Annotated in this window: 20 protein-coding genes; 9 read left to right on the top strand and 11 right to left on the bottom strand. The window is 70.8% G+C overall.

Features of this window, described 5'->3' with window-relative positions; genetic code table 11:
- Positions 1 to 113: 113 nt before the first annotated feature.
- The gene (locus ACFVSL_RS02325) at positions 114 to 704 is read right to left on the bottom strand and encodes a hypothetical protein (RefSeq protein ID WP_386938137.1); all 591 of its coding nucleotides are present in this window, start codon (positions 702 to 704) and stop codon (positions 114 to 116) included.
- Positions 705 to 768: 64 nt separating this feature from the next.
- Here ACFVSL_RS02325 and ACFVSL_RS02320 point away from each other — a divergent pair, with 64 nt between their 5' ends.
- Together ACFVSL_RS02320 and ACFVSL_RS02315 are read left to right on the top strand one after the other, a co-directional pair.
- The gene (locus ACFVSL_RS02320) at positions 769 to 1,134 is read left to right on the top strand and encodes a DUF5655 domain-containing protein (protein WP_386938135.1); all 366 of its coding nucleotides are present in this window, start codon (positions 769 to 771) and stop codon (positions 1,132 to 1,134) included.
- 175 nt (positions 1,135 to 1,309) lie between these two features.
- Positions 1,310 to 2,122, top strand: a complete 813-nt coding sequence (locus ACFVSL_RS02315; protein WP_386938133.1) for an MBL fold metallo-hydrolase — start codon at positions 1,310 to 1,312, stop codon at positions 2,120 to 2,122.
- Between the two features lie 19 nt (positions 2,123 to 2,141).
- Here the strand turns inward: ACFVSL_RS02315 and ACFVSL_RS02310 are convergent, their stop codons facing one another.
- Positions 2,142 to 2,537 (bottom strand): hypothetical protein, encoded by a 396-nt coding sequence (locus tag ACFVSL_RS02310; RefSeq protein WP_386938131.1) that lies wholly within the window; start codon positions 2,535 to 2,537, stop codon positions 2,142 to 2,144.
- Positions 2,538 to 2,711: 174 nt separating this feature from the next.
- On the opposite strand from ACFVSL_RS02310, the gene ACFVSL_RS02305 reads away from it, so the two are divergent.
- The 3 genes from ACFVSL_RS02305 to ACFVSL_RS02295 all read left to right on the top strand — a co-directional run bounded on the left by ACFVSL_RS02305 (position 2,712) and on the right by ACFVSL_RS02295 (position 6,997).
- Entirely contained in the window at positions 2,712 to 3,716 is a 1,005-nt protein-coding gene (locus tag ACFVSL_RS02305) for a hypothetical protein (RefSeq protein ID WP_386938129.1), read from the top strand.
- Positions 3,717 to 3,730: 14 nt separating this feature from the next.
- Complete coding sequence (locus ACFVSL_RS02300) at positions 3,731 to 4,297, top strand: hypothetical protein (RefSeq protein WP_386938127.1); 567 nt, start codon at positions 3,731 to 3,733, stop codon at positions 4,295 to 4,297.
- Between the two features lie 126 nt (positions 4,298 to 4,423).
- Positions 4,424 to 6,997 (top strand): ATP-dependent Clp protease ATP-binding subunit, encoded by a 2,574-nt coding sequence (locus tag ACFVSL_RS02295; protein ID WP_386938125.1) that lies wholly within the window; start codon positions 4,424 to 4,426, stop codon positions 6,995 to 6,997.
- A gap of 148 nt (positions 6,998 to 7,145) precedes the next feature.
- Here the strand turns inward: ACFVSL_RS02295 and ACFVSL_RS02290 are convergent, their stop codons facing one another.
- The 4 genes from ACFVSL_RS02290 to ACFVSL_RS02275 all read right to left on the bottom strand — a co-directional run bounded on the left by ACFVSL_RS02290 (position 7,146) and on the right by ACFVSL_RS02275 (position 10,369).
- Positions 7,146 to 7,514 (bottom strand): hypothetical protein, encoded by a 369-nt coding sequence (locus ACFVSL_RS02290; protein ID WP_386938123.1) that lies wholly within the window; start codon positions 7,512 to 7,514, stop codon positions 7,146 to 7,148.
- A 94-nt stretch (positions 7,515 to 7,608) separates the two neighbouring features.
- Positions 7,609 to 8,439 carry a hypothetical protein gene (locus tag ACFVSL_RS02285; RefSeq protein WP_386938122.1) on the bottom strand — a complete coding sequence of 277 codons (831 nt, stop codon included), beginning with the start codon at positions 8,437 to 8,439 and terminating at the stop codon, positions 7,609 to 7,611.
- Positions 8,440 to 8,578: 139 nt separating this feature from the next.
- The gene (locus tag ACFVSL_RS02280) at positions 8,579 to 9,961 is read right to left on the bottom strand and encodes an NAD(P)-binding protein (RefSeq protein ID WP_386938120.1); all 1,383 of its coding nucleotides are present in this window, start codon (positions 9,959 to 9,961) and stop codon (positions 8,579 to 8,581) included.
- Between the two features lie 12 nt (positions 9,962 to 9,973).
- Positions 9,974 to 10,369 carry a YybH family protein gene (locus tag ACFVSL_RS02275; protein ID WP_386938118.1) on the bottom strand — a complete coding sequence of 132 codons (396 nt, stop codon included), beginning with the start codon at positions 10,367 to 10,369 and terminating at the stop codon, positions 9,974 to 9,976.
- Positions 10,370 to 10,542: 173 nt separating this feature from the next.
- On the opposite strand from ACFVSL_RS02275, the gene ACFVSL_RS02270 reads away from it, so the two are divergent.
- The gene (locus ACFVSL_RS02270) at positions 10,543 to 15,084 is read left to right on the top strand and encodes a beta strand repeat-containing protein (RefSeq protein ID WP_386938116.1); all 4,542 of its coding nucleotides are present in this window, start codon (positions 10,543 to 10,545) and stop codon (positions 15,082 to 15,084) included.
- Between the two features lie 260 nt (positions 15,085 to 15,344).
- Here the strand turns inward: ACFVSL_RS02270 and ACFVSL_RS02265 are convergent, their stop codons facing one another.
- Entirely contained in the window at positions 15,345 to 17,282 is a 1,938-nt protein-coding gene (locus ACFVSL_RS02265) for an alpha/beta fold hydrolase (protein WP_386938115.1), read from the bottom strand.
- A 121-nt stretch (positions 17,283 to 17,403) separates the two neighbouring features.
- Complete coding sequence (locus tag ACFVSL_RS02260; RefSeq protein WP_386938114.1) at positions 17,404 to 18,042, bottom strand: LysE family translocator; 639 nt, start codon at positions 18,040 to 18,042, stop codon at positions 17,404 to 17,406.
- Between the two features lie 84 nt (positions 18,043 to 18,126).
- On the opposite strand from ACFVSL_RS02260, the gene fosX reads away from it, so the two are divergent.
- Positions 18,127 to 18,561 carry a FosX/FosE/FosI family fosfomycin resistance hydrolase gene (fosX, locus tag ACFVSL_RS02255; RefSeq protein ID WP_386938112.1) on the top strand — a complete coding sequence of 145 codons (435 nt, stop codon included), beginning with the start codon at positions 18,127 to 18,129 and terminating at the stop codon, positions 18,559 to 18,561.
- A gap of 279 nt (positions 18,562 to 18,840) precedes the next feature.
- Here fosX and ACFVSL_RS02250 read toward each other — a convergent pair whose 3' ends face one another.
- Positions 18,841 to 19,401, bottom strand: coding sequence for a hypothetical protein (locus ACFVSL_RS02250; RefSeq protein ID WP_386938109.1), 561 nt, complete (start codon positions 19,399 to 19,401; stop codon positions 18,841 to 18,843).
- An 81-nt stretch (positions 19,402 to 19,482) separates the two neighbouring features.
- A complete protein-coding gene (locus ACFVSL_RS02245; RefSeq protein ID WP_386938108.1) occupies positions 19,483 to 20,136 on the bottom strand; it encodes an FMN-dependent NADH-azoreductase in 654 nt (217 codons plus the stop codon).
- 95 nt (positions 20,137 to 20,231) lie between these two features.
- On the opposite strand from ACFVSL_RS02245, the gene ACFVSL_RS02240 reads away from it, so the two are divergent.
- A complete protein-coding gene (locus ACFVSL_RS02240) occupies positions 20,232 to 20,687 on the top strand; it encodes a MarR family winged helix-turn-helix transcriptional regulator (RefSeq protein WP_386938107.1) in 456 nt (151 codons plus the stop codon).
- Between the two features lie 19 nt (positions 20,688 to 20,706).
- Here the strand turns inward: ACFVSL_RS02240 and ACFVSL_RS02235 are convergent, their stop codons facing one another.
- Positions 20,707 to 22,020: an MFS transporter gene (locus ACFVSL_RS02235; protein ID WP_386938106.1), complete on the bottom strand. Its 1,314-nt coding sequence runs from the start codon at positions 22,018 to 22,020 to the stop codon at positions 20,707 to 20,709.
- Between the two features lie 63 nt (positions 22,021 to 22,083).
- On the opposite strand from ACFVSL_RS02235, the gene ACFVSL_RS02230 reads away from it, so the two are divergent.
- On the top strand, positions 22,084 to 22,749 hold the full coding sequence (locus ACFVSL_RS02230) for a CGNR zinc finger domain-containing protein (protein WP_386938104.1): 666 nt from the start codon (positions 22,084 to 22,086) through the stop codon (positions 22,747 to 22,749).
- Positions 22,750 to 22,759 lie beyond the last annotated feature (10 nt).

Raw genomic sequence — 22,759 nt, 5'->3', positions numbered from 1 at the left:
GCCACGCGCGGACCTCTCGCAAAGCTAGCGGGACCGGCATCCAGGACGAAAGTGGCATGCGGCGGCGGCGGGACGGGCCAGAAGTCAGCCCGGCCGCCGTGGAGGACCCAGCGTCAGGCGGGGTCGATACGCAGCACGGGCGCCGATTCGCCGACGGTGAGGTCGTCGACGATGCGGATGTCTCGGGCGAGGTCATCGATCGCACCGATGACGGTGCCGAATCGCTCGCGGTCGCTGCAGACGGCCGTGACGGTCACGAGGTGCGTGCCGAGATCCCACGTGTAGGTGGCGAACGGCGGCCGGCCGGCCGGCGGCAGCGGCATGACGAGCTTCTCGCCCATGCCGAGGTAGGTGCCGCGGAACTCTTCGGTGTCGTCGTATTCGATCGGCATCGAGGCCCGCGCGATGCGGATGTCGGGGGTCGCCGTCTGCACCTGGGCCATCACGACGAGCAGGTCGGGCTCCGCCTTCCAGACCCAGACGAGCACGCGCCCCGCCGCCTTGCGCATCAGGAACGGCACGGCCTGACTCATCGCCCAGGCGCTGAAGCCGCCGCCGCGCTTCGCGGGCTCGGCGTTCGGCCCCTTCGCCTGCGACAGGAGCATGCCGATCGCCTGCTTGCGGGCGCGGCGGCCGCGGAAACCGAGGGAGTCGGTGACGGGCACCCACTTGGTGCGATCGGGTTCTGCGTGGAGTCGGGGCACGCTCCCAGCCTACGAGGCGACGCCTGTGCGGCGGCCGGTGGCAGCGGGTCATATCGTGGTCGTCATGAGCGAGCCGGTCGAGGGCGAGCAGTTCTTCGCCCATGACGAGAAGGCGCGCGCGATCTATCGTGCGTTCGCCCGACCGTTGGTGCGTCTCGACGGGGTGTCGGTGCGCGTCTCGAAGAGCCAGGTCGCGCTGCGCGCCCGACGCGGGTTCGCCTACGCCTGGGCGCCGAAGCAGTACCTCGCCTCAGGCGTGCCCGTGGTGGTGTCGATCGCGCTGCCGCACCGGCTGGAATCGGAGCGGTTCAAGGAGATCGCGCATCCGACGACAGCGACATGGATGCATCACGTCGAGCTTCGGCTGGTCAAGGACGTCGACCGCGAGCTGATCGGCTGGGCGAAGCAGGCGTGGCAGCACGCCCGCTGAATCCGGCGAAGGGGATGCCTCGCGCGAGCCCCGCTCCGAGTGTCGAGCTGGGCCCGCACACCGCCGCATCAGCTCGGTCTAGCGGCCGATGAGAGCGCTCCACTACGGTGTTTGCCATCGCGGAATCACCGGCTTCGGGCATGAGGGGGCGTGGCGGCATGAAGGATGTGGCTGCATGAGGCTGACGCGCATCGGCGGCCCGACCGTGCTCGTCGAGCTCGACGGATGGCGCCTGCTCGTCGACCCCACGTTCGACCCTGCGGGTCGGCAGTACTCGTTCGGCTGGGGCACCGGATCGACGAAGACGGCCGACCCGGCGGTCGGGGTCGACGAGCTCGGACCGATCGACGTCGCCCTCGTCAGCCACGACCACCACGCCGACAACCTCGACGACGCGGGCCGCGCGATGCTGCCCGCGGTCGGCGCCGTCGTCACCACGGCGAGCGGCGCCCGCCGCCTCGCGACGGGCGGGCCCGGTGGCGCGGTGTCCGCCGAGCGGCTGCACGGGCTCGAAGCGGGAGAGACGGTCACGCTGCCCGGCCCGCGCCCCGGCCTGCCGACGCTCGTGATCACCGCGACGCCGTGCCGGCACGGGCCGCCCCTGACGCGCCCCATCGTCGGCGACGTCATCGGGTTCGCCGTGCGTCGACAGGGCGAAGAACTGATCGCGATCTGGATCACCGGCGACACGGTGCTCTTCGCCCCGCTGCGCCGGGCCGCCGAGGAGCTGCCGATCGACGTGATGCTCGCCAACGTCGGCGGGGTGCGCTTCGGCGCGACGGGACCGCTGCGGTTCACGATGACCGGTCGTCAGGCCGTCGAGCTCGTCGGCATCGCCGCGCCGCGCGTCGCGACGTTCGCGCACTACGACGGCTGGTCGCACTTCGTCGACGGCGAGCAGGGGCTGCGGGATGCGCTCGATGCGTCGGCGGCGTCGGTGCACGACCGCGCCGTCTGGCTCGTCGACGGGATCGCGGTCGAGGTCTGATCGGGGCTTTTGCCCGTCGCTACATCATCGACTGCAGCAGCCGTGTGGCCTGCTGGTTGTCATCCGTCGCGAGCACGACCCGGTTTCGGGATGCCACGTAGACGAGCGAGATGTTGATTCCCGCCTCGGCGAGGGCGCGAGCCATCCCACCGAACACGCCTGGCGTGTCCAGGTCGGGCTCGGGCAGCGCCGGACTGACGATGACGTCGGTCTCGGCATCGACCGCGATACCGGCCTTCTCGAGCGCGGCCCTGGCGCCCGCGACGTCTTCGACGAGGATGTGGACGGCGCCCCGCCCGCCCTCCATGAGCGCGCAGAGGCCCTCGATGTTGACGCCTGCATTGCCGAGCGCTTCGCCGAGTCGGGCCCCCTCGCCGGGCTGATCCTCGAGGGTGACCAAGAGATCCTTCGCCATGACGGCACCTCCTTCTCGGGCTGCCTCAGGTCTACGCCGGTGGGCGGGGTGCGTCAATGGCGCGTAGAGGAGACAAAGTAGGAGTACCGCACCACCCCCAATTTGGGGTCGTGTCGCCAGAGGCTGCTGCCGGATTGCCCCATATCGTCAGAGATAACGAAAGGAACCAATGAATTGGCGACGTACACGATGGCTCCCTACGCCCTTTGGCTGCATCCGAGGTACCAGCGCGGGGGCGAACGAAGGCCAATCGGGGACGTTGACGGCTCGGGCGGCACGCTTCGTGAAGTAATAGACGGTGCGCTGGCCAGACTCGAGGGTCCGAGCCTCGTCCCGCTGGACGGCGACGATGATGACTCCAGGACTCTTCGCGTCCGCACCCTGTACCCATATGCCAACTTCACGTTGGTCGAGTTTGGTGTCGGTCGTTCGGGTATCGCGGGCACGCTTCATCAGCGAAATGGGAATCAAGTCCCATTCGAAGCTGACGAGTCGAACGAGACGGTCGTTCGCTCGATGTTTGTATACCCGCCCGATGGTCATGAGGCTTACTGGCTGAACGAGCGCGCGAGTCTGGCCACCGCGTTTAGCACACTTCAAGGTCACCTGGTGAATGCGATTCGTTCCCGATTCGGCGACCTTACAGTGAAGCTCGGCCCGGTTGCGGAGTGGTCCGCTGTTACTGCCTGGGCGAACCAAGTTCAGGTACAGGAGCTGAGATTCGACGCGCCAAAGCGACCCGGAGCTTCGACGCAAGCGATCGAGGTGAATGGAGTTCACGCGGATGTGAGAATCGTGGTGAAGCCGCGCGGCAGCCTTACGTTGAATCGACTGATTGGTAACGATGGGCCAGACCGTGCGACCGTGTTCGGCTTCCTGTCGAATGCCCCCCTCGTTGAAGATTCGGGGGTTACCGGTGGGCAAGCGATGAACAATGGGTGGACGGCAACCGTCGCGTTCAAGACGAGAGGAGGCCGCCAACGTTCGTTCGGGGTCGCTGTCGACGATTCCGCACCCACGCTCATCTACCCGTTCGGTGCGAATGCTGGGGCCACAAGCGCGTATCGGCCCACCGACCGCGAGTTCGCCGAAGCCTGCGCTGAGTTTCTGCAGGACGCTCAACAGCGACTCCCAATCAACGCGTCGGTGGGCGCTGAGATACTGTCCACCCTCACGTAGAAGGGCTGGGACAGATGAATGGAGTATCGCTCCTCCAGATCGTTCGAGAGCAGTTCTTTTCCGAGGCCCCTCCAGCAATCGCCAAGCCCGGAATCGCATGGCTCCAGTTGTTTTGGCTGCTCGCCGCAGCGATCGTGGGAGGGATCTACGCAACGTCCGCCTCGCTCGCTGGAGACGAGGCTGGGACGGGTGACCCTGGTGCCGCAGTACTCGCCGCCAATGCCGTGTTTACGGCACTGAGCGTGACTATGGCAATGTTCTTTTGGCCTCGCGCTATCAACCTGAAGAATGACCCGAAGTTCTCAAAAACGGACGAGCGTTGGCACGTCTACCGGCTGACGACGCAACTCTTCTGGACCGTGTTAGTTGGGATTCTTGCGACGGGTCTAGCGGTACTCCAGCTTGCGATACCCGCCACCCTTGGTGCGTTCGCGACCGGAATCGACCTCCCGGGGAATCTTGACACGCTCAGAACCTCGATCGAAGCCGTGTCTATTGCCCTCACTTCCTATCAGGTCCTTCTCCTGGGGCAGTCGGTGTTCAGGCTGTACGCCGCGACGTACTGGATGCCGCGAGCGTAGGCCCTCCGCGAGAGATTAGCCCTTCGAGGCAAGGGACCATTGCGCACGGCCTGTTGCACGGGAATACAGACGTCTCCTGGGCGTTGAACTTGAGCGAACCACACTCAACTTCAACCAGGAGGCCAGGTGCCCAACGACTTCAACGAGGCAGGCGCGAGCTCGTTCGACGAGTTCCTCGCCCGATACCTCGCGGGTGAGCAGGCGCGACAGGCGCGGTCGATCGACCTCAGCCGGTTCCTTACCGCGCGTACCCAGAGCATTCTTCAGCAGGCGGGGCGGTTCGCCCTCGAGCGCGGGCAGACCGAGCTCGACGCCCTGCACATCCTGCGCGTGATCGTCGAGGACGAGAGCGTGCAGCAGGCGATCCGCCGCATCGGGGCGAGCCCCGAGCGGATCATCACCGCGACCGAGGCGCGTCTGCCCGCGGCATCCGAGATCGCCGACATCAATGCTGCGACGATCACGCCGTCGGCGAGCCGCGCGCTGTTCCACAGCTACCAGGTGGCGCGGTCGTCGGGTGCGACGTACATCGATCCGGAGCACCTGTTCTTCGCGTTGGTGCTGGGGCAGGATGCGCCTGCCGGGCAGGTATTGGCTCGGGCTGGGGTGACGGCTGAGGCGCTGACGCAGGGGATGCGTGAGGACTTCGAGGGACAGACCGAGGACCAAGACGGGTCTCGATACGGCGCTGGCGCGCCTACTCGACCGACGGAAGCAGAGTCCGAGACGCCGATGCTCGACAAGTTCGGCATGGACCTCACCGAGCGGGCCGCGAACGGCGAGCTCGACCCGGTGATCGGGCGCGCCGACGAGATCGAGCAGACCATCGAGATCCTGTCGCGCCGCACGAAGAACAACCCCGTGCTCGTCGGCGAGGCCGGCGTCGGCAAGACGGCGATCGTCGAGGGCCTCGCCCGCGCGATCGTCGAGGAGAACGTGCCCGAGGCCCTGCTCGGCAAGCGCGTCATCGCGCTCGACATGCCCGGCATGCTCGCCGGCACCCGCTACCGCGGCGACTTCGAGGAGCGCCTCACCAAGACGATGGAGGAGATCGCCGCCAATACGGGCGAGCTCATCGTCTTCATCGACGAGGTGCACACGGTCGTCGGCGCCGGTGGTGCGGGCGACGGCGGAATGGACGCGGGCAACATCCTCAAGCCGCGCCTCGCGCGGGGCGAGCTGCACCTCGTCGGTGCGACCACGCTCAACGAGTACCGCAAGATCGAGAAGGACCCGGCGCTCGAGCGCCGCTTCCAGCCGGTGCGCGTCGGCGAGCCGTCGATCGAGGACGCCGTGCAGATCCTCCACGGACTCAAGCCCGCGTACGAGCAGCACCACGGCGTCAGCTACACCGACGCCGCGCTGCGCGCCGCGGTCGAGCTCAGCGACCGCTACCTCAGCGACCGCGTGCTGCCCGACAAGGCGATCGACCTCATCGACCAGGCGGGGGCGCGGCTGCGCCTGAAGCTCGGCGTGAAGGTGGATGTCTCCGCGCTGCAGGCGCGCCTCGCCGAGCTCGAAGCGGAGAAGAACGCGGCCGTCGCGGCCGAGCACTACGAGGAGGCGTCGCGCCTGCGCGACGAGATGTCGAAGGTGCAGTCGAAGCTCGACGAGGCGACCGAGCAGGGTCGCGCCGCGGCATCCGACGCCTCGGTCATCGGCGAGGCCGAGATCGCGGGCGTGATCTCGCGGGCCACCGGCATCCCGGTGAACCGCCTCACCGAGACCGAGCGCGAGCGCCTCGGCGACCTCGAGGGCGAACTGCACGCGCGCGTCATCGGCCAGGACGACGCGGTCACCGCCGTCGCGAAGGCCGTGCGCCGCAGCCGCACCGGCATGGGCGACGCGCGTCGACCGGTCGGGTCGTTCCTCTTCCTCGGGCCGACGGGCGTCGGCAAGACCGAGCTGGCGCGGGCCCTCGCGGCGAGCCTGTTCGACGACGAGGCATCCGTCATTCGCTTCGACATGTCGGAGTTCGGCGAACGCCACACCGTCTCGCGACTCGTCGGCGCCCCTCCCGGATACGTCGGCTACGACGAGGCCGGCCAGCTCACCGAGCGCGTGCGGCGCAACCCGTACTCGATCGTGCTCTTCGACGAGATCGAGAAGGCGCACCCCGACGTGTTCAACCTGCTGCTCCAGGTGCTCGACGACGGACGCCTCACCGACGGCCAGGGCCGCACGGTCGACTTCCGCAACACGGTCATCGTGATGACGTCGAACCTCGGCAGCGAGTTCCTCGCGTCGCGGTCGGGTGCGCTCGGCTTCGTCGCAGGCTCGGATGCCTCGGGCTTCGCGTCGGCCGACGACGTGCGCCAGCGCGTCATGGGCAAGGTGCGCGAGGCCATGCGGCCCGAGTTCCTGAACCGCATCGACGAGATCGTGCTGTTCCAGAAGCTCGACCAGCCGCAGCTCGCGCAGATCGTTCGCCTGATGCTCGGCGCCACCGAGCACCGGCTCGCGGCGCGCGAGGTCGGCTTCGAGGCGAGCGATGCCGCGGTGGCGCTGCTCGCCGAGCGCGGGTCCGAGCCCGAGTACGGTGCGCGGCCGCTGCGCCGGGTCATCCAGCGCGAGATCGACGACCGCATCAGCGACCTGTTCGTGAGCGGTGCGCTGGGCGACGGGGGAGCGGTGCGGGTCGACGTGCGCGACGGGGAGTTCGTCGTGGGCGTCGCCGGGGTGATGCCGCTCGCGGCGTAACCCCGTCTCGGCCCACCGGTGGTCGAGTAGCGACGAAGGAGCGTATCGAGACCTGGTCACCGGGTCTCGATACGCTTCCACTTTCGTCGGGCGCTACGTGACCGCCGATGGTGCTCATTCGTCGGTCGCTACTCGACCGGCGGGGTGGTCACATAGCGGCGAAGTCGAGCACGAGCAGTACGAGGTAGATGACGGACTGCGCGAGCGAGGCGACGCCGAGGGCGATGCCCGCGCCGGCGTATGCCCGCGCTGTCGGCCGACGCAGCGCCGCCCTGCCGGTGATGATCGCGACCACTCCGAGCACGGCCGATGCGAGGCAGAGCAGCATCGGCAGCGTGAGATACGCGAACATGCCCGAGGACGGCCCCGGCGGCAGCCAGTCGGTCAGCGGCAACAAGTAGATGAGCGGGTTCGCCACGAGATACACCGCCGCGGCGAAGATCCCAGTCGCCAATGACGTCCGTGCGCGAGACGTGTCGGGCTCCGTCTGGGCGTCCGAGGTCTGGATCGTGTCCATGCGCACATTGTGTCGCCGCCGCGACGATGCCACGAGGTGCGTCAGCGCCCCAGTTCGGGTGGCGGTCTCCCGATCGCCTGACGCGAGTGCTGCGTCAGTGCGGCGACTGGAGTTGGTCGGCGGGCAGCAGGGCGGTCTCGGGTCGGCAGCCGAGCTCGCCCGGTTCGAGCAGGATCGACGGGGCGTGCACGACCTCGACGCCGGCCGCGGTGCGCTTCACGAGCAGGCACGAATGGCCCGAGCCCATCGCGAAGCCGATCTCGCCGTCGACGACGACCGCGGCGGGTTCGAACGCCACGTCGTAGGGGCCGGTGGGCCGGGGCATCCGCTCGGTCACCTCGGCGACGAGGTCGTCGGCCGTCGCGTTCGCCGGTGCCCCGGTGAGCACCTCGACGACGAGCGCCTCGGCGCCGTCGGGCACGACGTGCACGGGGTCGGTGTCGACCGGCGGGTCGATCGGCTGCGCGTCGGGCGGGCAGTCGAGGTCGTGGGCGATCGCGGCGTCGCTCGCGGTCGGGTCTGGCACGACGCCGTAGAGGTCGAACTCCGACCAGAAGCACGCGACGTGATCGTCGGTGCCGTAGCCCTCGCTCGGCACGACCACGCGGAACTCCAGCCGGCCGACGGGCGCGGCCTCGCTCTCGTCGTCGGCGTACGCCTCGTAGCCGATGAGCACCGGCCAGGCGTGCTCGGCCAGCGCCTCGTCGGCCTCGCGGGCGTAGTGCTCGATCGTGGTGTCGGATCCCTCGCCGTACAGCCCGCGCGAGAGCTCGGCCACCTCGCCGCGCGCGAAGGCGTGGGCGTCGGCGTCGATCGCCGCCGGCAGCAGCGCGCACCCCGACAGGCCCGTGACCGCCGCGGCCACGGCGAGCACGAACCCCGCCCCCCGGCGACGTTCGGGCGGTAGGGCCCCGAGACGACGCATGTCTTGAGTATCGGACGGTGGGTGGGATGCGGCAAGGGTCTCGAGGCCGGGTCGCCGGGTCTCGATACGCGTCCTCCTTCGTCGGGCGCTACTCGACCACCAGGCGGGGTCGGGCGCTCCTCGACCACCGGAGGGCGACTCAGCCGGCGGTGCTGAGCTGCTCGAGACGGGCGGTGCCGGTCTTCGTGTGGGCCTTCAGCCGCTCGAGCACCGAGTCGAGCTGCGTTGAGCGGGGCGTTCCGGGCGGGATGCGGGCCGGGTTCGTCGCCACCGTCGAGGCCCACTCGGCGATGTCGCGCTCCGCCCCGAACGCCGCCGCGTTGCGGCCGCCGACGGCGATCATGCGCGCCCACGCCGCCATCGAGTCGGGGTAGGGCGACGGCGGGGCCAGCCGGTTCTTGACCTCGTCGTCGTCGCGGGTCGCCTCGACGTAGCCCGCGATCGCGCCGCCGAACGATGGGAATCCCGCGCGGATCGGCTGGAGCGTGATCGCGCCGGGCGACCAGATCGGCACGAGCGGCCGGTACATGAGCCCGGAGCCGGCGCAGTGCACGACGAGGGCGTCGTCGGTGATCGCGACCGAGTCGCCGGCGAAGTCGAGCCGCCCCCGCGCCGCCCGCCGGATGTGGCCGAGCCGCACGACGTCGTCGACCGTGCGCAGCAGTTCGAGCTCCCACGTGCCGAGCGTGGGCGCCTTCGCCATGGTGGGCATCACCGAGCGGTCGATGCGCAGCATGACCCCGGCCTCCTCCAACCGGAGGAACAGCTGCTCGAGCGACTCCGAGTCGTCGGCCGACTCCATGATGTCGGCGACCATGCCGAGGAACACCTCGGGCAGCGGCTGCTGGGCGGCCCGGTTCACCATCCACGGGTCTCGGGGGCGCACCCAGGTGATGTCGCCCGCGTCGACGCCGCGGCCGAGCAGCCACACGATCGCGTCGGTCGCGGTCTTGCCAGACCCGGCGATCACGTACCGGTTCGGCGCCTCCTCGAGGTGCGCGAGCTCGTTGACCGGGATCACCCGGGCGTCGTCGTCGACCTCGAACGGCGGGGGCACCTCGGCGGGCACGCGCGGGGCGAGGTAGTGCGCGTCGACGACGCGGCAGTGCTCGGGCACGCTGAACTGCTCGCCCGAGACCCGCGACACGAAGGTATGGTCGCCGAGGTATTCGCAGCCCGGGAAGAACTCGACGCGGCCCGATTCGAGCATGCGGTCGGCCAGCACGCGCTCGAAGTACGCGCAGATCTCCGACTTCGTCGCCCGCTCCTGCAGCCCGGCCTCGGGCCCGCGGTGCTGCACGCGACCGCCGCCGAGCAGGGTCGAGGGCACGCCGTAGAGGGCGGAGGCCTGGTGCAGGCGCACGAACGGGTAGGCCTCGAGCCAGTGCCCGCCGACGCTGTGGCGCCGGTCGACGAGCGCGACCCGTACGTCGTCGGCGTGGTCGATGAGGGCGTCGGTGAACGCCATGCCCATGGCGCCGGCGCCGACCACGAGGTAGTCGGCCTCCACCGTGGTGGTCACGATCGACCCCGGCTACCCGACCCGGTCGGCATGACGGTGCACGACCCGCCAGCCGTCGCCGTTGCGGCGATAGACCTGGGTGGCGCGCAGCGTGAAGCTGCGCGGCTCGCCGTCGATCGAGGCGGCGACGCGTTCGTAACCCACGGTGTAGGCCATGTTGCCGAGCACCTCGAACGAGATCAGGTCGAACTCGTAGTCGGCGCAGTTCGAGAAGCTCGTCGAGAGCTCGTCGAACGCCTCGACGAGCTCGGCGTGGTTCGACACGTTGCGCCAGGCTCCGAGCACGGTGACCGGCTCCTGCTCGGCCCAGATCGCCCGGCGCGGACCGGCGTCGCCGTCGAACATCGCCCGCTCGGCCCGCACGAAGTCGCGCTGCAGCCAAATCAAGAAATCCTCACGATCGGTCATGATCTCAGCATCCTCCGGTCGGGCGCCGCGCACAACGACCCGGCACCCCCGTTCGTGGGCTCCCCGTTCGCGGGGCTGGCGGATCGGGCGCGACGGGTCGAGTGTTGGGTCAGTTCCGCGCCGAGCCCGACGGTCGCGGATCGACGGCGATGGTGCCGCCCGAGGAGGGCTCCATGTCCACTGCGTCTCACCCGCGCACTGCCGAAGCGACCCACCCGATCGCCCCGGCGATCCGGCTCGCGTTCGTGCTGTTCAGCGTCGTCGCGATGATCCTCGCGCTGGCGACCCCGTCGGTCGCCTTCGCCGTCGACAGCGAGACGCAGCTGCGCTACGCCTGCGCACAGAAGTCGAACGGCCTGCTGCGCGCGGCCGCGAGCCCGGGCGACTGCCGGCAGAAGCAGGAGACGGCGGTGGCAATCTGGCCCGGCCCGACCACGCTCTGCATCCAACCCGAGGGATCGGTGCGCCGCTTCACCTCGGCGAAGTCGTGCACCGGAACGAAGCCGGCGGGCACGATGCTCGTCGTGCCGAGTACGACCGGCCAGGTCGCGTACTTCTGCGCCCCGAGCTCGGGCGTGCTGCGCCGGGTGAGCTCGTCGACCGCATGCCTCAGCGGTGAGCGTCGGTACGTGATCGGCAACCAGAACCCGAGCGACCTCACGCTCTCGAACGACGACGTGCTCGAGAACGAACCCGCCGGCACCGTCGTCGGCACCCTCGGCCTCGTCGACGGCGACCCCGCGGCGACGCCCGCGTTCGCGCTCGTGAGCGGCGCCGGCAGCGACGACAACGCCTCGTTCACCATCACCGGCTCGACCCTGAAGACCGCCGCGAGCTTCGACTACGAGGCGAAGCAGAGCTACTCGATCCGGGTGCGCGGCACCGACGGGTATGGAGGCAGCCGCGAGGAGGTGTTCACGATCCACGTGGCCGACGTCGTCGAGGACGTGCCGCCGACCGCGGTCGCCGACACCGCGACGGTCGAGGAGGACAGCGGGCCCACCACCATCGACGTGCTCGCCAACGACACCGACCCCGACGGCGGACCGATCTCGATCGACCAGGTCGGCGACGCCGCACACGGCACGGTCGAGATCGCCGGCGACGAGGCATCCGTCACCTACGAACCCGACCCCGCGTACTGCAACGACCCGCCCGGCACCACGACCGACGAGTTCACCTACACGCTCGCACCCGGTGGATCGACCACGACGGTGAAGGTGACCGTCACCTGCGTCGACGACCTGCCCGACGCCGTCGACGACGAGGTCACGATCAGCGAGGATGCCTCCGCCACGGCGATCGACGTGCTGGCGAACGACCCCGATGCCGACGGCGGGCCACGCAGCATCACGAGCGTCGGGCAGCCCGCGCACGGCACGGTCGTCATCACGGGCGGCGGCACCGGGCTCACCTACGAGCCCCACACGGGGTACTGCAACACCCCGCCCGGTGATGCGCCCGACGTGTTCAGCTACACCCTCACCCCGGGCGGCGCGAACGCGCAGGTCTCGGTCGCGGTGACGTGCGTCGCCGACGCCCCGATCGCCGACGACGACTCCTTCGAGGGGCGCGACGCGGCGATCGGCAACACGACCTTCGTGATCGACGACCCGACCGACGGCGCCCCGACCGTCGCCGGCCCGCATCGTGTGGTGTCGGGCAGCGTGCTCTTCGGCGACACCGACGCCGACCCCGGCACGGTGCTCGCGCTCGTGCCCGGAACGTTCACGACTCAGTTCGGCGGGAGCGTCGTGATCGAGGCCGACGGCGACATCATCTACTCGCCGCCGGCCGGATGCGACATCGGGATCGACAGCTTCGACTACACCGTCACCGACCAGGGCGACGTGGCCCCGCTCACCGACGTCGGCACGGTGATCATCGGCATCACCGGTTGCGTCTGGTACGTCGACAACTCGGCCGACGGCGACGTCGGCACCTCCACCGCGCCGTTCGACACGATCGCGCAGGCCGCGACGGCGAGCAGCGCGGGCGACGACATCTTCGTCTTCAAGGGCGACGGCACCACGACCGGATACTCGATCGCGATCGCGCTCGACGACGACCAGCAACTCATCGGCGAGGCATCCGATCTCGTGGTCGACGGCCGCACCCTGCACCACGGCGACCCGGCGAAGCGGCCGACGATCACCATGGACTCGGGCACGTACGTCGTCGGACTCGGCGTCGGCAACCGCGTCGCCGGGCTCGAGGTGCACCCCGTCACCGCGGGCGGCGGCATCGGCGTCGTCGACATCGTCGGCGATCCGGCCGGTGACGTGACCGTCGACGACGTGCGCATCGTCGACGACGTCTCCGGTGGCATCGGGCTGGCGCTGCAGGGCGTGACCGGCACGAGCCGGATCGGCGACCTCGACGTCGACGTCGCCGGCTTCGGAGTGTTCGTCGACTCCACTGAGAAGGTCGTGTTCGACCCGGCGGCCAGCGTGAAGATCCAGACCCGGGGGACCGGGTGGGGATTCCTCGCGCGGCTGTCCAACCTCGAAGGCAGCCAGATCGACCGGGTCTTCGTCACCGGTGTGTCGAACGGCGGCGGCGTCAACCTGCAGCAGACGACGGGCGCCGTCGCGTTCGGCGATCTCTTCATCAGCACGAAGGACGCGAGCCAGGCGGGGTTCAGCCTCAACCTGACCGGTCCGGTGACCGTGCCGGCGAGCGCGAACGCGAGCATCTCCGCGACCAACGGGCCGGCGGTGCACGTCGGCGCGTCGGCGGGTTCGTCGCTCTCGTTCGACAATGTGACGTCGACGAAGAGCAGCGTGTACGGCATCAACATCGACCAGATCGGCACGGGCACGTTCTCGGCGGCGGCCGGTGAGCTCTCCGCGGGGCCCAGCGGGCTCACCCCGTTCCGGGTGCGCGGCGGCAGCGGCGACATCTCGTACGGCGGCTCGATCACCGACGGACCCGCGACCACGAGTGTCGACATCCAGAACCGCACTGGCGGCACCGTCACGCTCTCGGGGTCGATCACCGACGGCAGCGACGCGGGCGGCGGCGTCATCGTCGAGAACAACACCGGCGGCGCCACCGTGCTCTCGGGGGCGTCGAAGCATCTCGAGACGGGCGTCTATCCCGGCGTCAAGTTCGCCTCCTCCGGCGGGCACCGTCTCTCGATCACCGGCGGCGGCCTCGATGTCGCGACGACGAGCGGGGTACCCCTCGACGTCGCCCTCTCAGGAACCGTCGTCGTCACCGGCACGGGCAACCGGCTCACGAGCACGACCGGTACTGCGCTCTCGATCGCGCTGACCGGTATCGGGGCCGACGACGTCACGTTCGAGCGCATCTCCTCGAACGGGGCCCCCTCGGGCATTAGGCTGGCCGGCACGGGCACGGAGGGCGGCCTGCACGTCACGGGCGCCGGCAGCACGGTACAGGGCGGGGATGCCTCGGGCGGCACGATCTCGGCCGCCACGGGCAATGCGATCGACCTCACCAACACCGCGGATGTCTCGCTCCGCAACATGCGCATCGAGAACAGCGCCGGCAACGGTGTCGTGGGCACCGGTGTCGCCGGGTTCTCGTTCGTCTCCGGCACCATCACCGGGGCGGGCGACGCCGACGGCGAAGATGGCATCGCGTTCGACTCGGCGAACCTCACCAACCTCACGGGAGCCGTCCAGATCACGAACAGCGTGCTCGAGCTGAACGAGGCATCCGGTATCTCGATCGCGAACCGGGCCGGCACCATCTCGTCGGCGTCGATCGGAGGCAACCGCATCTCCGACGCCGGTGACGAGCTCACGCCCGGCTCGGCCATCGTCGTGTCGGCGACCGGCAGCTCGACCGGTGCGGCCGCGATCAACTCGGCGACCATCGTGGCGAACACCATCTCGGGCTTCCGTGCCGGGAACGGAATCCAGGTGATCGGCGGCAACACCTTCGGCGCCGTGCCGTCGACGCTCGGCGCACCGGGTGATCTGGCGAAGGTCGTCGCCGTGAACGCCAACAGCATGGACGGCGGCACAGGAGGGTTCGGCCACCAGCCCGATGCGTTCGCGGCCATCGACGTGTCCGGCGCCGCGCAGGGCAACTTCCAGGTGTCGGGCAACGGCGCCAGCGTCGGCGCCCCGATCCGGCACGTCGACTGCCGGGCGATCATCGTCTCGGCGAGCGGCGCAGCCGACGTGGCGGCGCAGATCAACGCCAACGTGATCGAGGCGGACAACGGTGCCGGGTGCCCGGGCATCGAGGCGCGCGCCGACTCGCTCAACGGCGTCGGGGCCTCGCTCACGGCGCAGGTCCTGGAAAACACCGTGAGCCAGACGAGCGGGTCGGGTGTGGCGGTGCGCGCGCTCGGCGCCGGCGACGTCGTGGCGCAGGTGAAGAACAACACCGTGAGTGCGCCGACCGGTGGCGACTTCTCGGGCATCTTCGCGCAGTCGGGGCGGCCGATCGACACCGCGTCAGAGCTGTGCCTGGCGATCGCCGGCAACAAGACGGCGGGCAGCTCGGTGTTCGGGCCGACCATGCCCGGGATCGACCTCGCGAAGACCTCTTCCGACCCCTCCGTGAACGACTTCGGCATCGAGGGGCTGGCGCTGGGGCAGACCGCGACGCCGGCCGTCGAGAACCACGTGAACAACTTCAACCCGCTGAGCGCGCCGAGCAACGGAGGCATCGGCATCGGCGGCACGCTGCTCTCGGAGGCGACGAGCGGATTCGAGACCTGCACGACCGGGCCGTGACGGCACCGTCTCGGATCAGCGCCTCGGCCGCAGCGATCCCGCGCATGCTCGGCGGGGCCGGGCGTGGCGGGGCGGGTCCGGGCCGGCGACGCGACCACGCGACCACATGACCACACGTCGCGCGACCACATGGCCACTTGACCACAGGTTGCGCGACCACATGGCCACATGACCACACCCGCTCCGGCCGCGAACCCCCCCCCAGCTCGCAGACGCTGGAGGGCTGTTCCGAGGTCTCTTGCCTCGGGCTCGCTCGCGAGTCAGATCGAGCGCAGGAGCGCCCAGAAGCCGACGCCCGCGGCGGCTCCAGTGCCGATCGCGACCTTCGGGCCCTTCGCCCGGCCGAGCTTGACGAGCCCGATCGCGGCGAGGGCGGCGAGCCCGAGCAGCAGGATCCACGCGATGGGGCGCAGCCCGACGAAGCGGCTCGCGCCGTTGAAGAGGCGCTCGCCGAGCCTCGGCCCAGGCTTCTCAGTGCCGGGCGCGTCGGGCGATTCGGGCGCGGCGGTTGCGGGCCCGTCCGCGGGCGCGGCGGTTGCGGGAGTCATCCGCGGTGCCGCCTTCGCTGCTGCGGTGGTCTGCGTGCCCGACGACGGCGCGGTCGTGGTCGCGGCCGATGCGCGTCGCGACGCGCGATCCACCGCGACCGACTCCTGGGTGAGGTAGCCCGCGATCTCCCGCAGCTGCTCGGCGTGCTTGAGCGCCGCGCCGTGGCCGCCCGGCACCCGTCGCTGCTGGTCGATCGCACGCCCCGAGATGTTCTCGAAGCCGTCGACCCCGGCGGTGCCGACGTCGGCGCTGCCGAGTCCGCGCAGCCACGAGCAGAGGATACCCACGGGCACGTCCCGGGTGGCGCGGTCGATGCGCACCTCGCCCGCCTCCCACCGGTCGCCGCGATGGCCGATCTGCTCGTTCTCGAACACGCGCTGCCAGTCGTAGCTCCGCGGCAGCACCGTGCCGGCGAGGTAGATGCGCCTGAACCGCATCGAGGGCACGCGATCGAGCGACTGCGCCATCATGTACGTGCCGTTCGAGTGGCCCGCGAAGACGAACCGCTCGGGATCGCGCGTCGCATACGCCTCGCCGTAGAGCCGTAGGAACTCGTGCACCTTGCGACGACGCGTGCCCGGCAGCGCGAACTCCAGCGCGCTGAAGTACCCGGTGTCGGGGTTGATGACGAGGGTCTCCTCGCCCTCCACCTGCTTCGTCGCCTCGGCGAAGTCGGCGCCCAGGTCTTCGACCCAGGTGCCGAGCGCCGAGGCACGGATGCCGTGCAGGACGAACGCCGTCGCGCCGGGGGTGCGGGGTCGCTCGTCGTCGACGGTCTCGTCGGGCCGGCCGAGGATGGCGTCCTTCAGCTGCCGGTAGCGACGGTTCGGATCGCGCGCCGCGTCGACGTCGATCAGCCCGACATGGTCGGCGTTCGGGATCTCGTAGACCTTCGCGTGCGGCATGAACTTCTGGTCGATCACGTCGGTGTGCGTCACGAGGGGGTCCGAAGTGCCGAGAATCTGGATGACCCGTGGCCGATCGCTCGTCGACCGGAACGCCTCGAGCCACCGCAGGCGCAGGTCGGTGATCCAGTAGCCGCCCGCCATCACCTTCTCGAAGGTGAAGTCGAAGAACGGGGTGGCGAGCGCGTAGGCGAGCCGCCAGCGCAGGGGAGTCTTGCGGGCGTTGACGCGGTACCCCGAGTTCGGGCTGCCGAGCAGCACGATGCGCTTCACGAGCCCGGTCCACGGGTGCGTCGCGTCGCGGGCGGCGGCGTGGGTCGCTGCTGCGGCCACCGTGCCGGTCTTCGTGTCGTCGGTCGTCGTCGGGTCGGCCCCGGCGCCGTCGGGCTTCGCCGCGTCGGGCACCTGGGCGTCGAGCAGGTAGGCGGCCCGCGCGAGGATGCCTCCGAAGCTGTGCCCCGCGAGGATGATGCCGTCGGGCGGCTCGACGTCGGTCGAGAGCTCGCCCGTCCAGTCGCGCAACTGCGCGGCGAGCCGCCGCACGACGTCGTCGAGGTCCTCGCGCGAGGTGGCCGTGAGCTCGTGCTCGAACACCTCCACCCGCCACGTCGGCTCGAGGTCGTTGCGCAGGCGGTCGACCAGCGTCTGCCACGGGGCCCGCGCCTTCAGGGTGCGCGGCGGCAGCCCCGGGATGAAGACGAAGAGCCCCCTCGACACCTCGCTGATGTCGGTGTACTCGGTCATGCGCAGCCCCCTGACGCTCGCTCGGGCGCGCTCAGGCTAGTGCGGCGCGGGCGTGCGCTCACCCGGGCCAGCACCGAATCTCGCCGGGCGGGCCGTCAGGCGGCTCCGTCGGGCGGCTCCGTCAGGCGGCGGGCTGCCGCTCGACCGCGAGCTTGACGGCGAAGCCGGCCAGCACGGTGCCCGACACCCACCGCTGCAGTCGCATCGCCAGGGGCCGCGCCCGCAGGAAGCCGGCGAGCCGGCCGGCGCTCAGGACGACGAGCCCGTTCACGGTGACGCCGACGACGATCTGCACGGCGCCGAGCACGAGGAACTGGGGCCACACCGGCTGCGAGGCGTCGATGAACTGCGGCAGGATCGCCGCGTAGAGCAGCGCGATCTTGGGGTTCAGGAGGTTCGTGACGAGGCCCATGCCGAACAGCCGCGCGGGCCGGATCGGGGCGACCTCGGCCGGGTCGAACGCCGATCGGCCGCCCGGCCGCAGCATCTGCCAGGCGAGCCAGCCGAGGTAGACCGCCCCGGCGATCTTCACCACGAGGAACGCTGCGGGCACCGCCGCGAACAGCGCCGCGAGGCCGAAGGCCGCGGCCGCGAGATAGACCACGAAGCCGACCGCCGTGCCCGACAGCGCGACCAGCCCGGCACGGGTGCCCTGGCTGATCGAGCGCGCCGCCAGGTGCACCATGTTCGGGCCGGGCGTCAGGGCCATCCCGAGCTCGACGAGCGCCACCGCGAATACCGCAGCCCAGCTCACCAGCATGTCTCTCCCGACGTCGACCGCGTTCAGCCTATTGGCCGCGGTGCGCCGAGCCGTGCGGCCGTGGGCCGCGGGTAGTCTGACGCGGTGACCAGCAGCGGCCTCAGCCATGTGACCTTCATCGTGCGCGACCTCGACCGCATGGAACGCATCCTCACCGCCGTGCTCGGCGCGGTGCGCGTCTACGACAGCGGCAGCGACACGTTCTCGCTCTCGGAGGAGCGCTTCTTCCTCGTCGGCGAGGGCGAAGCGGCGACCTGGGTGGCGACGATGCTCGGCGACGGCGGGCTGCCGCGCAGCTACAACCACGTCGCGTTCCAGGTCGAGCGGGCCGACCTGCCCGGGCTCCGCGCGACGGTCGCCGAGCTCGGCCTCGACCTCCGCCCGCCGCGCTCGCGCGTCGAGGGCGAGGGGGAATCGATCTACTTCTACGACGACGACGGGCACCTCTTCGAGCTGCACGCCGGCTCGCTGCGCGAGCGCCTCGCCGTGTACGTGCCGCCGGCACCCGCGGCCGAGTAGGGCCTCGACGATCGAGGAGCCCCGGTGGTCGAGTAGGGCCTCGACGATCGAGGAGCCCCGGGTCGAGTGGAGCCGCGACGATCGAGGAGCCCCGGTGGTCGAGTAGCGCCGGCGCGCAGCGACGACGCGTATCGAGACCCGGCGACGGTCCCCGTTCAGGCTGTGCCAGTTCCCCTCACGATGAGGCGGAACTGGCACAGCCCGAGCAGATTCCCGGCGACCGAGTCTCGAGACCGGCTCACGAGGTTTCGAGACGCGTGCTCCTTCGTCGCTCGCTCCTCAACCGGCGAAGGTGGGGCTCGACACCTCTTCGGTCGCGGGCCGGGCCAGCCCGGCGGCCAGCGCGCGCAGCCGTGCCGCGTAGATCGCGATCGCGAGCGTCGTGAACGCGTAGAGCACGATCGCCTGCAGCGCGTACGCGGGGTAGTCGATGATCCACAGCGGCGCCGACGGGTCGGTCGCGCTCGCCGGGTTGTCGTGCACGTAGGGCACCGCCTCTCCGGCGGCGTAGCCGATCGCCTGCCCTGCGCCGTAGACGACCACGAGGGCGCCGAGCGCCAGCCACGCCTGCCCGGCGCGACGGCGCCACACCTCGCGCGTCGCTCGCAGCGCGGTGCGCGGCTCCCAGCGGCCGGCGAGCGGTGCCGCCATCGCGTTGAGCACGGGCGCGAGCACGATCGCGGCGACGAGCAGGGTGAGGAGCAGTGGCATCCCGATCATGAGCAGCGACTCGCTGCCCGCGCGACTGCGCATGAGCTGGGGCGTGAGCATGAGGGCGAAGAGCGGCAGGCAGCCGACGGCGACGGCCGCCCACCCGCGCAGGAAGGTGACGAGAGACATGTCTCGAGCCAAGCGGATGCGCGCGGGTGGGCGGTATCGGGAGAACCCCCGGAACGAACGGTGGGCGTCGCCCCGTCGCCGTCAGGCCGCTGCGGCGCGCCCGTCGCGGCCGAACTCGGCGCCCAGCCGGCGGGCTTCGGCGAGGGCGGCGAGGCGGCCCGGCTCGGCATCGGCGATCGCGAGGTTCGGCCGGAACTCGATCGCGTCGATCTCGTCGACGCCCGCCCAGCGCAGCCAGCCGTCGAAGAACGGCTGCTGGAAGTCGGCGCCGAACGCCGGCGGCCGCCCCTCGCCGTAGACCGCGCTCGTGTAGACGACCGCGGCGCGCTTGCCCTCGAGCAGGCCCGAGTAACCGGTCTCGCCGTCGAAGCCGAACACCCAGCCGGGCTGGCTCACCACGTCGATGAACTGCTTCGCGATGTACGGCACGCCCGAGTTCCACATCGGCAGGCTGAACAGGTAGAGGTCGGCGGCGGCGAACCGCTCGAACGCGAGGCGGGCGCGGTGCCATGCGAGCTCCTCGGCGCCCTCGGGCTCGTCGCCCGCGAAGACCCGCATCTTCGCGCCGGCCCCGTCGGGGCCGAAGGCGGGCAGCGAACCGTCCCAGAGATCCCAGTGCTCGACGGATGCCGCGGGCGAGGTCGCCTCGAACGACTCGACGAATGCCCGGGCGATCTCGAGCGAGTGCGAGGCGTCGCCGCGCGGCGAGGCGGAGACGTGCAGGAGCGTGGTCATGAGCTCGATCCTTTCAAGTGTGTGCGGACGCACATAACTGAGGTGAGCGAGTCTGGCATATGTGTGCGCACGCACGCAACTGCTAGAGTCGAGGCATGTCGAGCGATGCCGAACGTGCCTGGGAGTCCCTGTTGCGCCTGCACGCGGCCGTGCTGCCCCGGCTCGAGCGTGCCGTCGCCGACGGGGGAGGGCTGCCGCTCAGCTGGTACGACGTGCTGCTCGAGCTCAACGACGCGGGTGGCCGGCTGACGATGGGGCAGCTCGCCGAGCGGGTGGTGCTCAGCCGCACCCGGGTGAGCCGACTCGTCGACGAGCTCGTCGCCGCGGGCCTCGTGGCCCGCGAGGTGAACCCCGACGACGGGCGATCGGCGTTCGCCGTGCTCACCGCCGACGGTCGCCGCCGGTTCCTCGCCGGAGCCAGGGCGTACCTGCCCGCGATCGACCGGGAGTTCGCTCCGGTCGGCGCCGACGGGGTGGGCGCGCTCGCCGAGGCGCTCGAGCAGGCGCTCGCGGCGATCGACCCCGAGGCGCCGATCCGCTCGCGGCGCTGACGCGCGCGGTTCGGGCGGGTCAGGAGCGGGCGCCCGACGCCGACGTGGAGGCCGCCGCCGCGGGCTCGCGCCGCTCGGGGATCGCGAGCTCGGCCGGGTCGCCGATCAGCGGCAGCGGGGACCGGGCCACCCAGATCACCGAGGCGAAGGTGAGCACCACCCCGAAGACGAGGCCGAGGCGCGTGCCGACGAGTTCGCCGACCACGCCGCCGAGTGCGGCGCCGAACGCGATCGTGCCGAACGAGACCCAGCGCATGCTCGCGTTCACCCGCCCCAGCATGTGGTCGGGGGTGCGCAGCTGGCGCACCGTCGTCAGGATCACGCTCGACATCGCCGACGCCGCGCCGCTCACCGCGAACACCGAGCCGAGCACGAGCACGGCGAGCGGGATGCCCCACGAGGCATCCACCACCGGAATCAGCATGAGCAGCGCGCAGTTCGCGATCGCGCAGCACATGATCACGGGGCCCGCCCTGAAGCGGCGGGTCGCCGGCCCCGCGAGCATCGAGCCGACGAGCGCACCCGCGGCGCCGATCGCGAGCACGAGGCCGAGCTGCGCGGCGTCGAAGCCCAGCGTGTCGACGGCGTGCAGGACGAAGAGCACCATGATCCATTGGCTGAACGGGTTGTAGAGGGCCGAGAACCCGAGGTTCGCGACGAGGAACTCGTCGCGCCTCACGAACGACAGCCCCTCGCGGAGTTCGGTCGTGAACCGGCCGCGCCGGGCCGACGGCGTCTCGGGTGCGCGGATGCCGGCGACCGACACCGCCGAGACGACGTACCCGACCGCGGTGGCGAGCAGGGCGAACGGGGCGGAGAGGAGGTGCACGAGCAGGCCGCCGAGACCCGGGCCGCCGACCTGCACGGCCGCGGCCGTCGCCGCGAGGCGCGAGTTCGCGCGCTCGAGCCCCGAGGGCGGCACGACGCTCGGCACGATCGACTGGTAGCTCACCTCGAACAGCACCGTGAAGCATCCGATCGCCGTCGCGAGCACGAGCAGCGCCGGCATCGTGAGCAGGCCGCCGATCGCGGCCACGATGATCGCGACGGTGAGCGCGGCGCGCCCCCAGTCGGCCGTGACGATCATCGGACGCCGCCGGTGCCGGTCGACGAGCACACCGAGGGGGAGGGCGAGCAGCAGGAAGGGCAGCCACCGCGCGACGCCGAGCAGCCCGAGCTCGAGCGCCGAGGCGTTCAGCACGAGCACCGCGAGCAGCGGCAGCGCGAGCTCGGCGACCTGGGCGGCGGCGACGCCGGCTCCCTGGGCGAGCCACAGTCGGGAGAAGTCTGCCGGCAGCGGCGCGCGCCGACTAATGGGAGATCGAACAAGCATGCGTTACACCTTGGCAGAGCGCACCGAATGCGTAAAGTCAGATTCATCCATTAGTCTCGATGCATGGCCGTCACCACCGCGCCGTACGTCAGGCGCGACACCTTCGCGCAGATCGGCGGCGCCGTCGCGCTCGACCTCGTCAACACGGTGTCGTGGCGCCTGAGCGACGAGCGCCTGCTCGAGCACCTGGGTCACTACGACGACGTGCGCCGATGGGCGCACCAGCTCGGCCTCATCGACGACGACGAGGCGGCCGCGCTCGACGCGCTCGCCGGGTCGCACCCGGCTGAGGCCGCGGCCGAGGCCGCCCACGTCGTCGAGCTGCGCGAGGCGCTCTTCGCGGCCTGCTACGAGGGCGGTTCGGCCGACCCGATCGCGACCGCCCATGCCGAGGCCGTCGGGGCCGGCCGGCTCGTGCGCGATGCCGACGCCGACGGCACCGGCACCGGCGCCGGCACGGGCGCCGGAGTTGGGTGGCGCTGGGCGTTCCCCGTCGACCTCGCGCTGCTGCGCCGGCGCATCGCGCTCGCGGCCGTCGAACTCCTGCAGCGCGACGACCTCGAACTGCTCGCGATCTGCTCCGACGCCGAATGCGGCTGGGTGTTCCTCGACCACTCGCCGCGGCACAACCGCCGATGGTGCGTCTCGGCCGACTGCGGCAACCGCAACCGGGTGCGCGAGTTCTACGCGCGGCGGCAGGCGTCGGCGGCCGGGCTTCCGACCGCTTAGGGGCTGGCTC

It is taken from the genome of Agromyces sp. NPDC058064 (assembly GCF_042885275.1).
In the GTDB taxonomy this organism is placed as follows: domain Bacteria; phylum Actinomycetota; class Actinomycetes; order Actinomycetales; family Microbacteriaceae; genus Agromyces.
The sequence above is the reverse complement of the archived record's forward strand: the minus strand, read 5'-3'. Positions and strand labels throughout refer to the sequence as shown.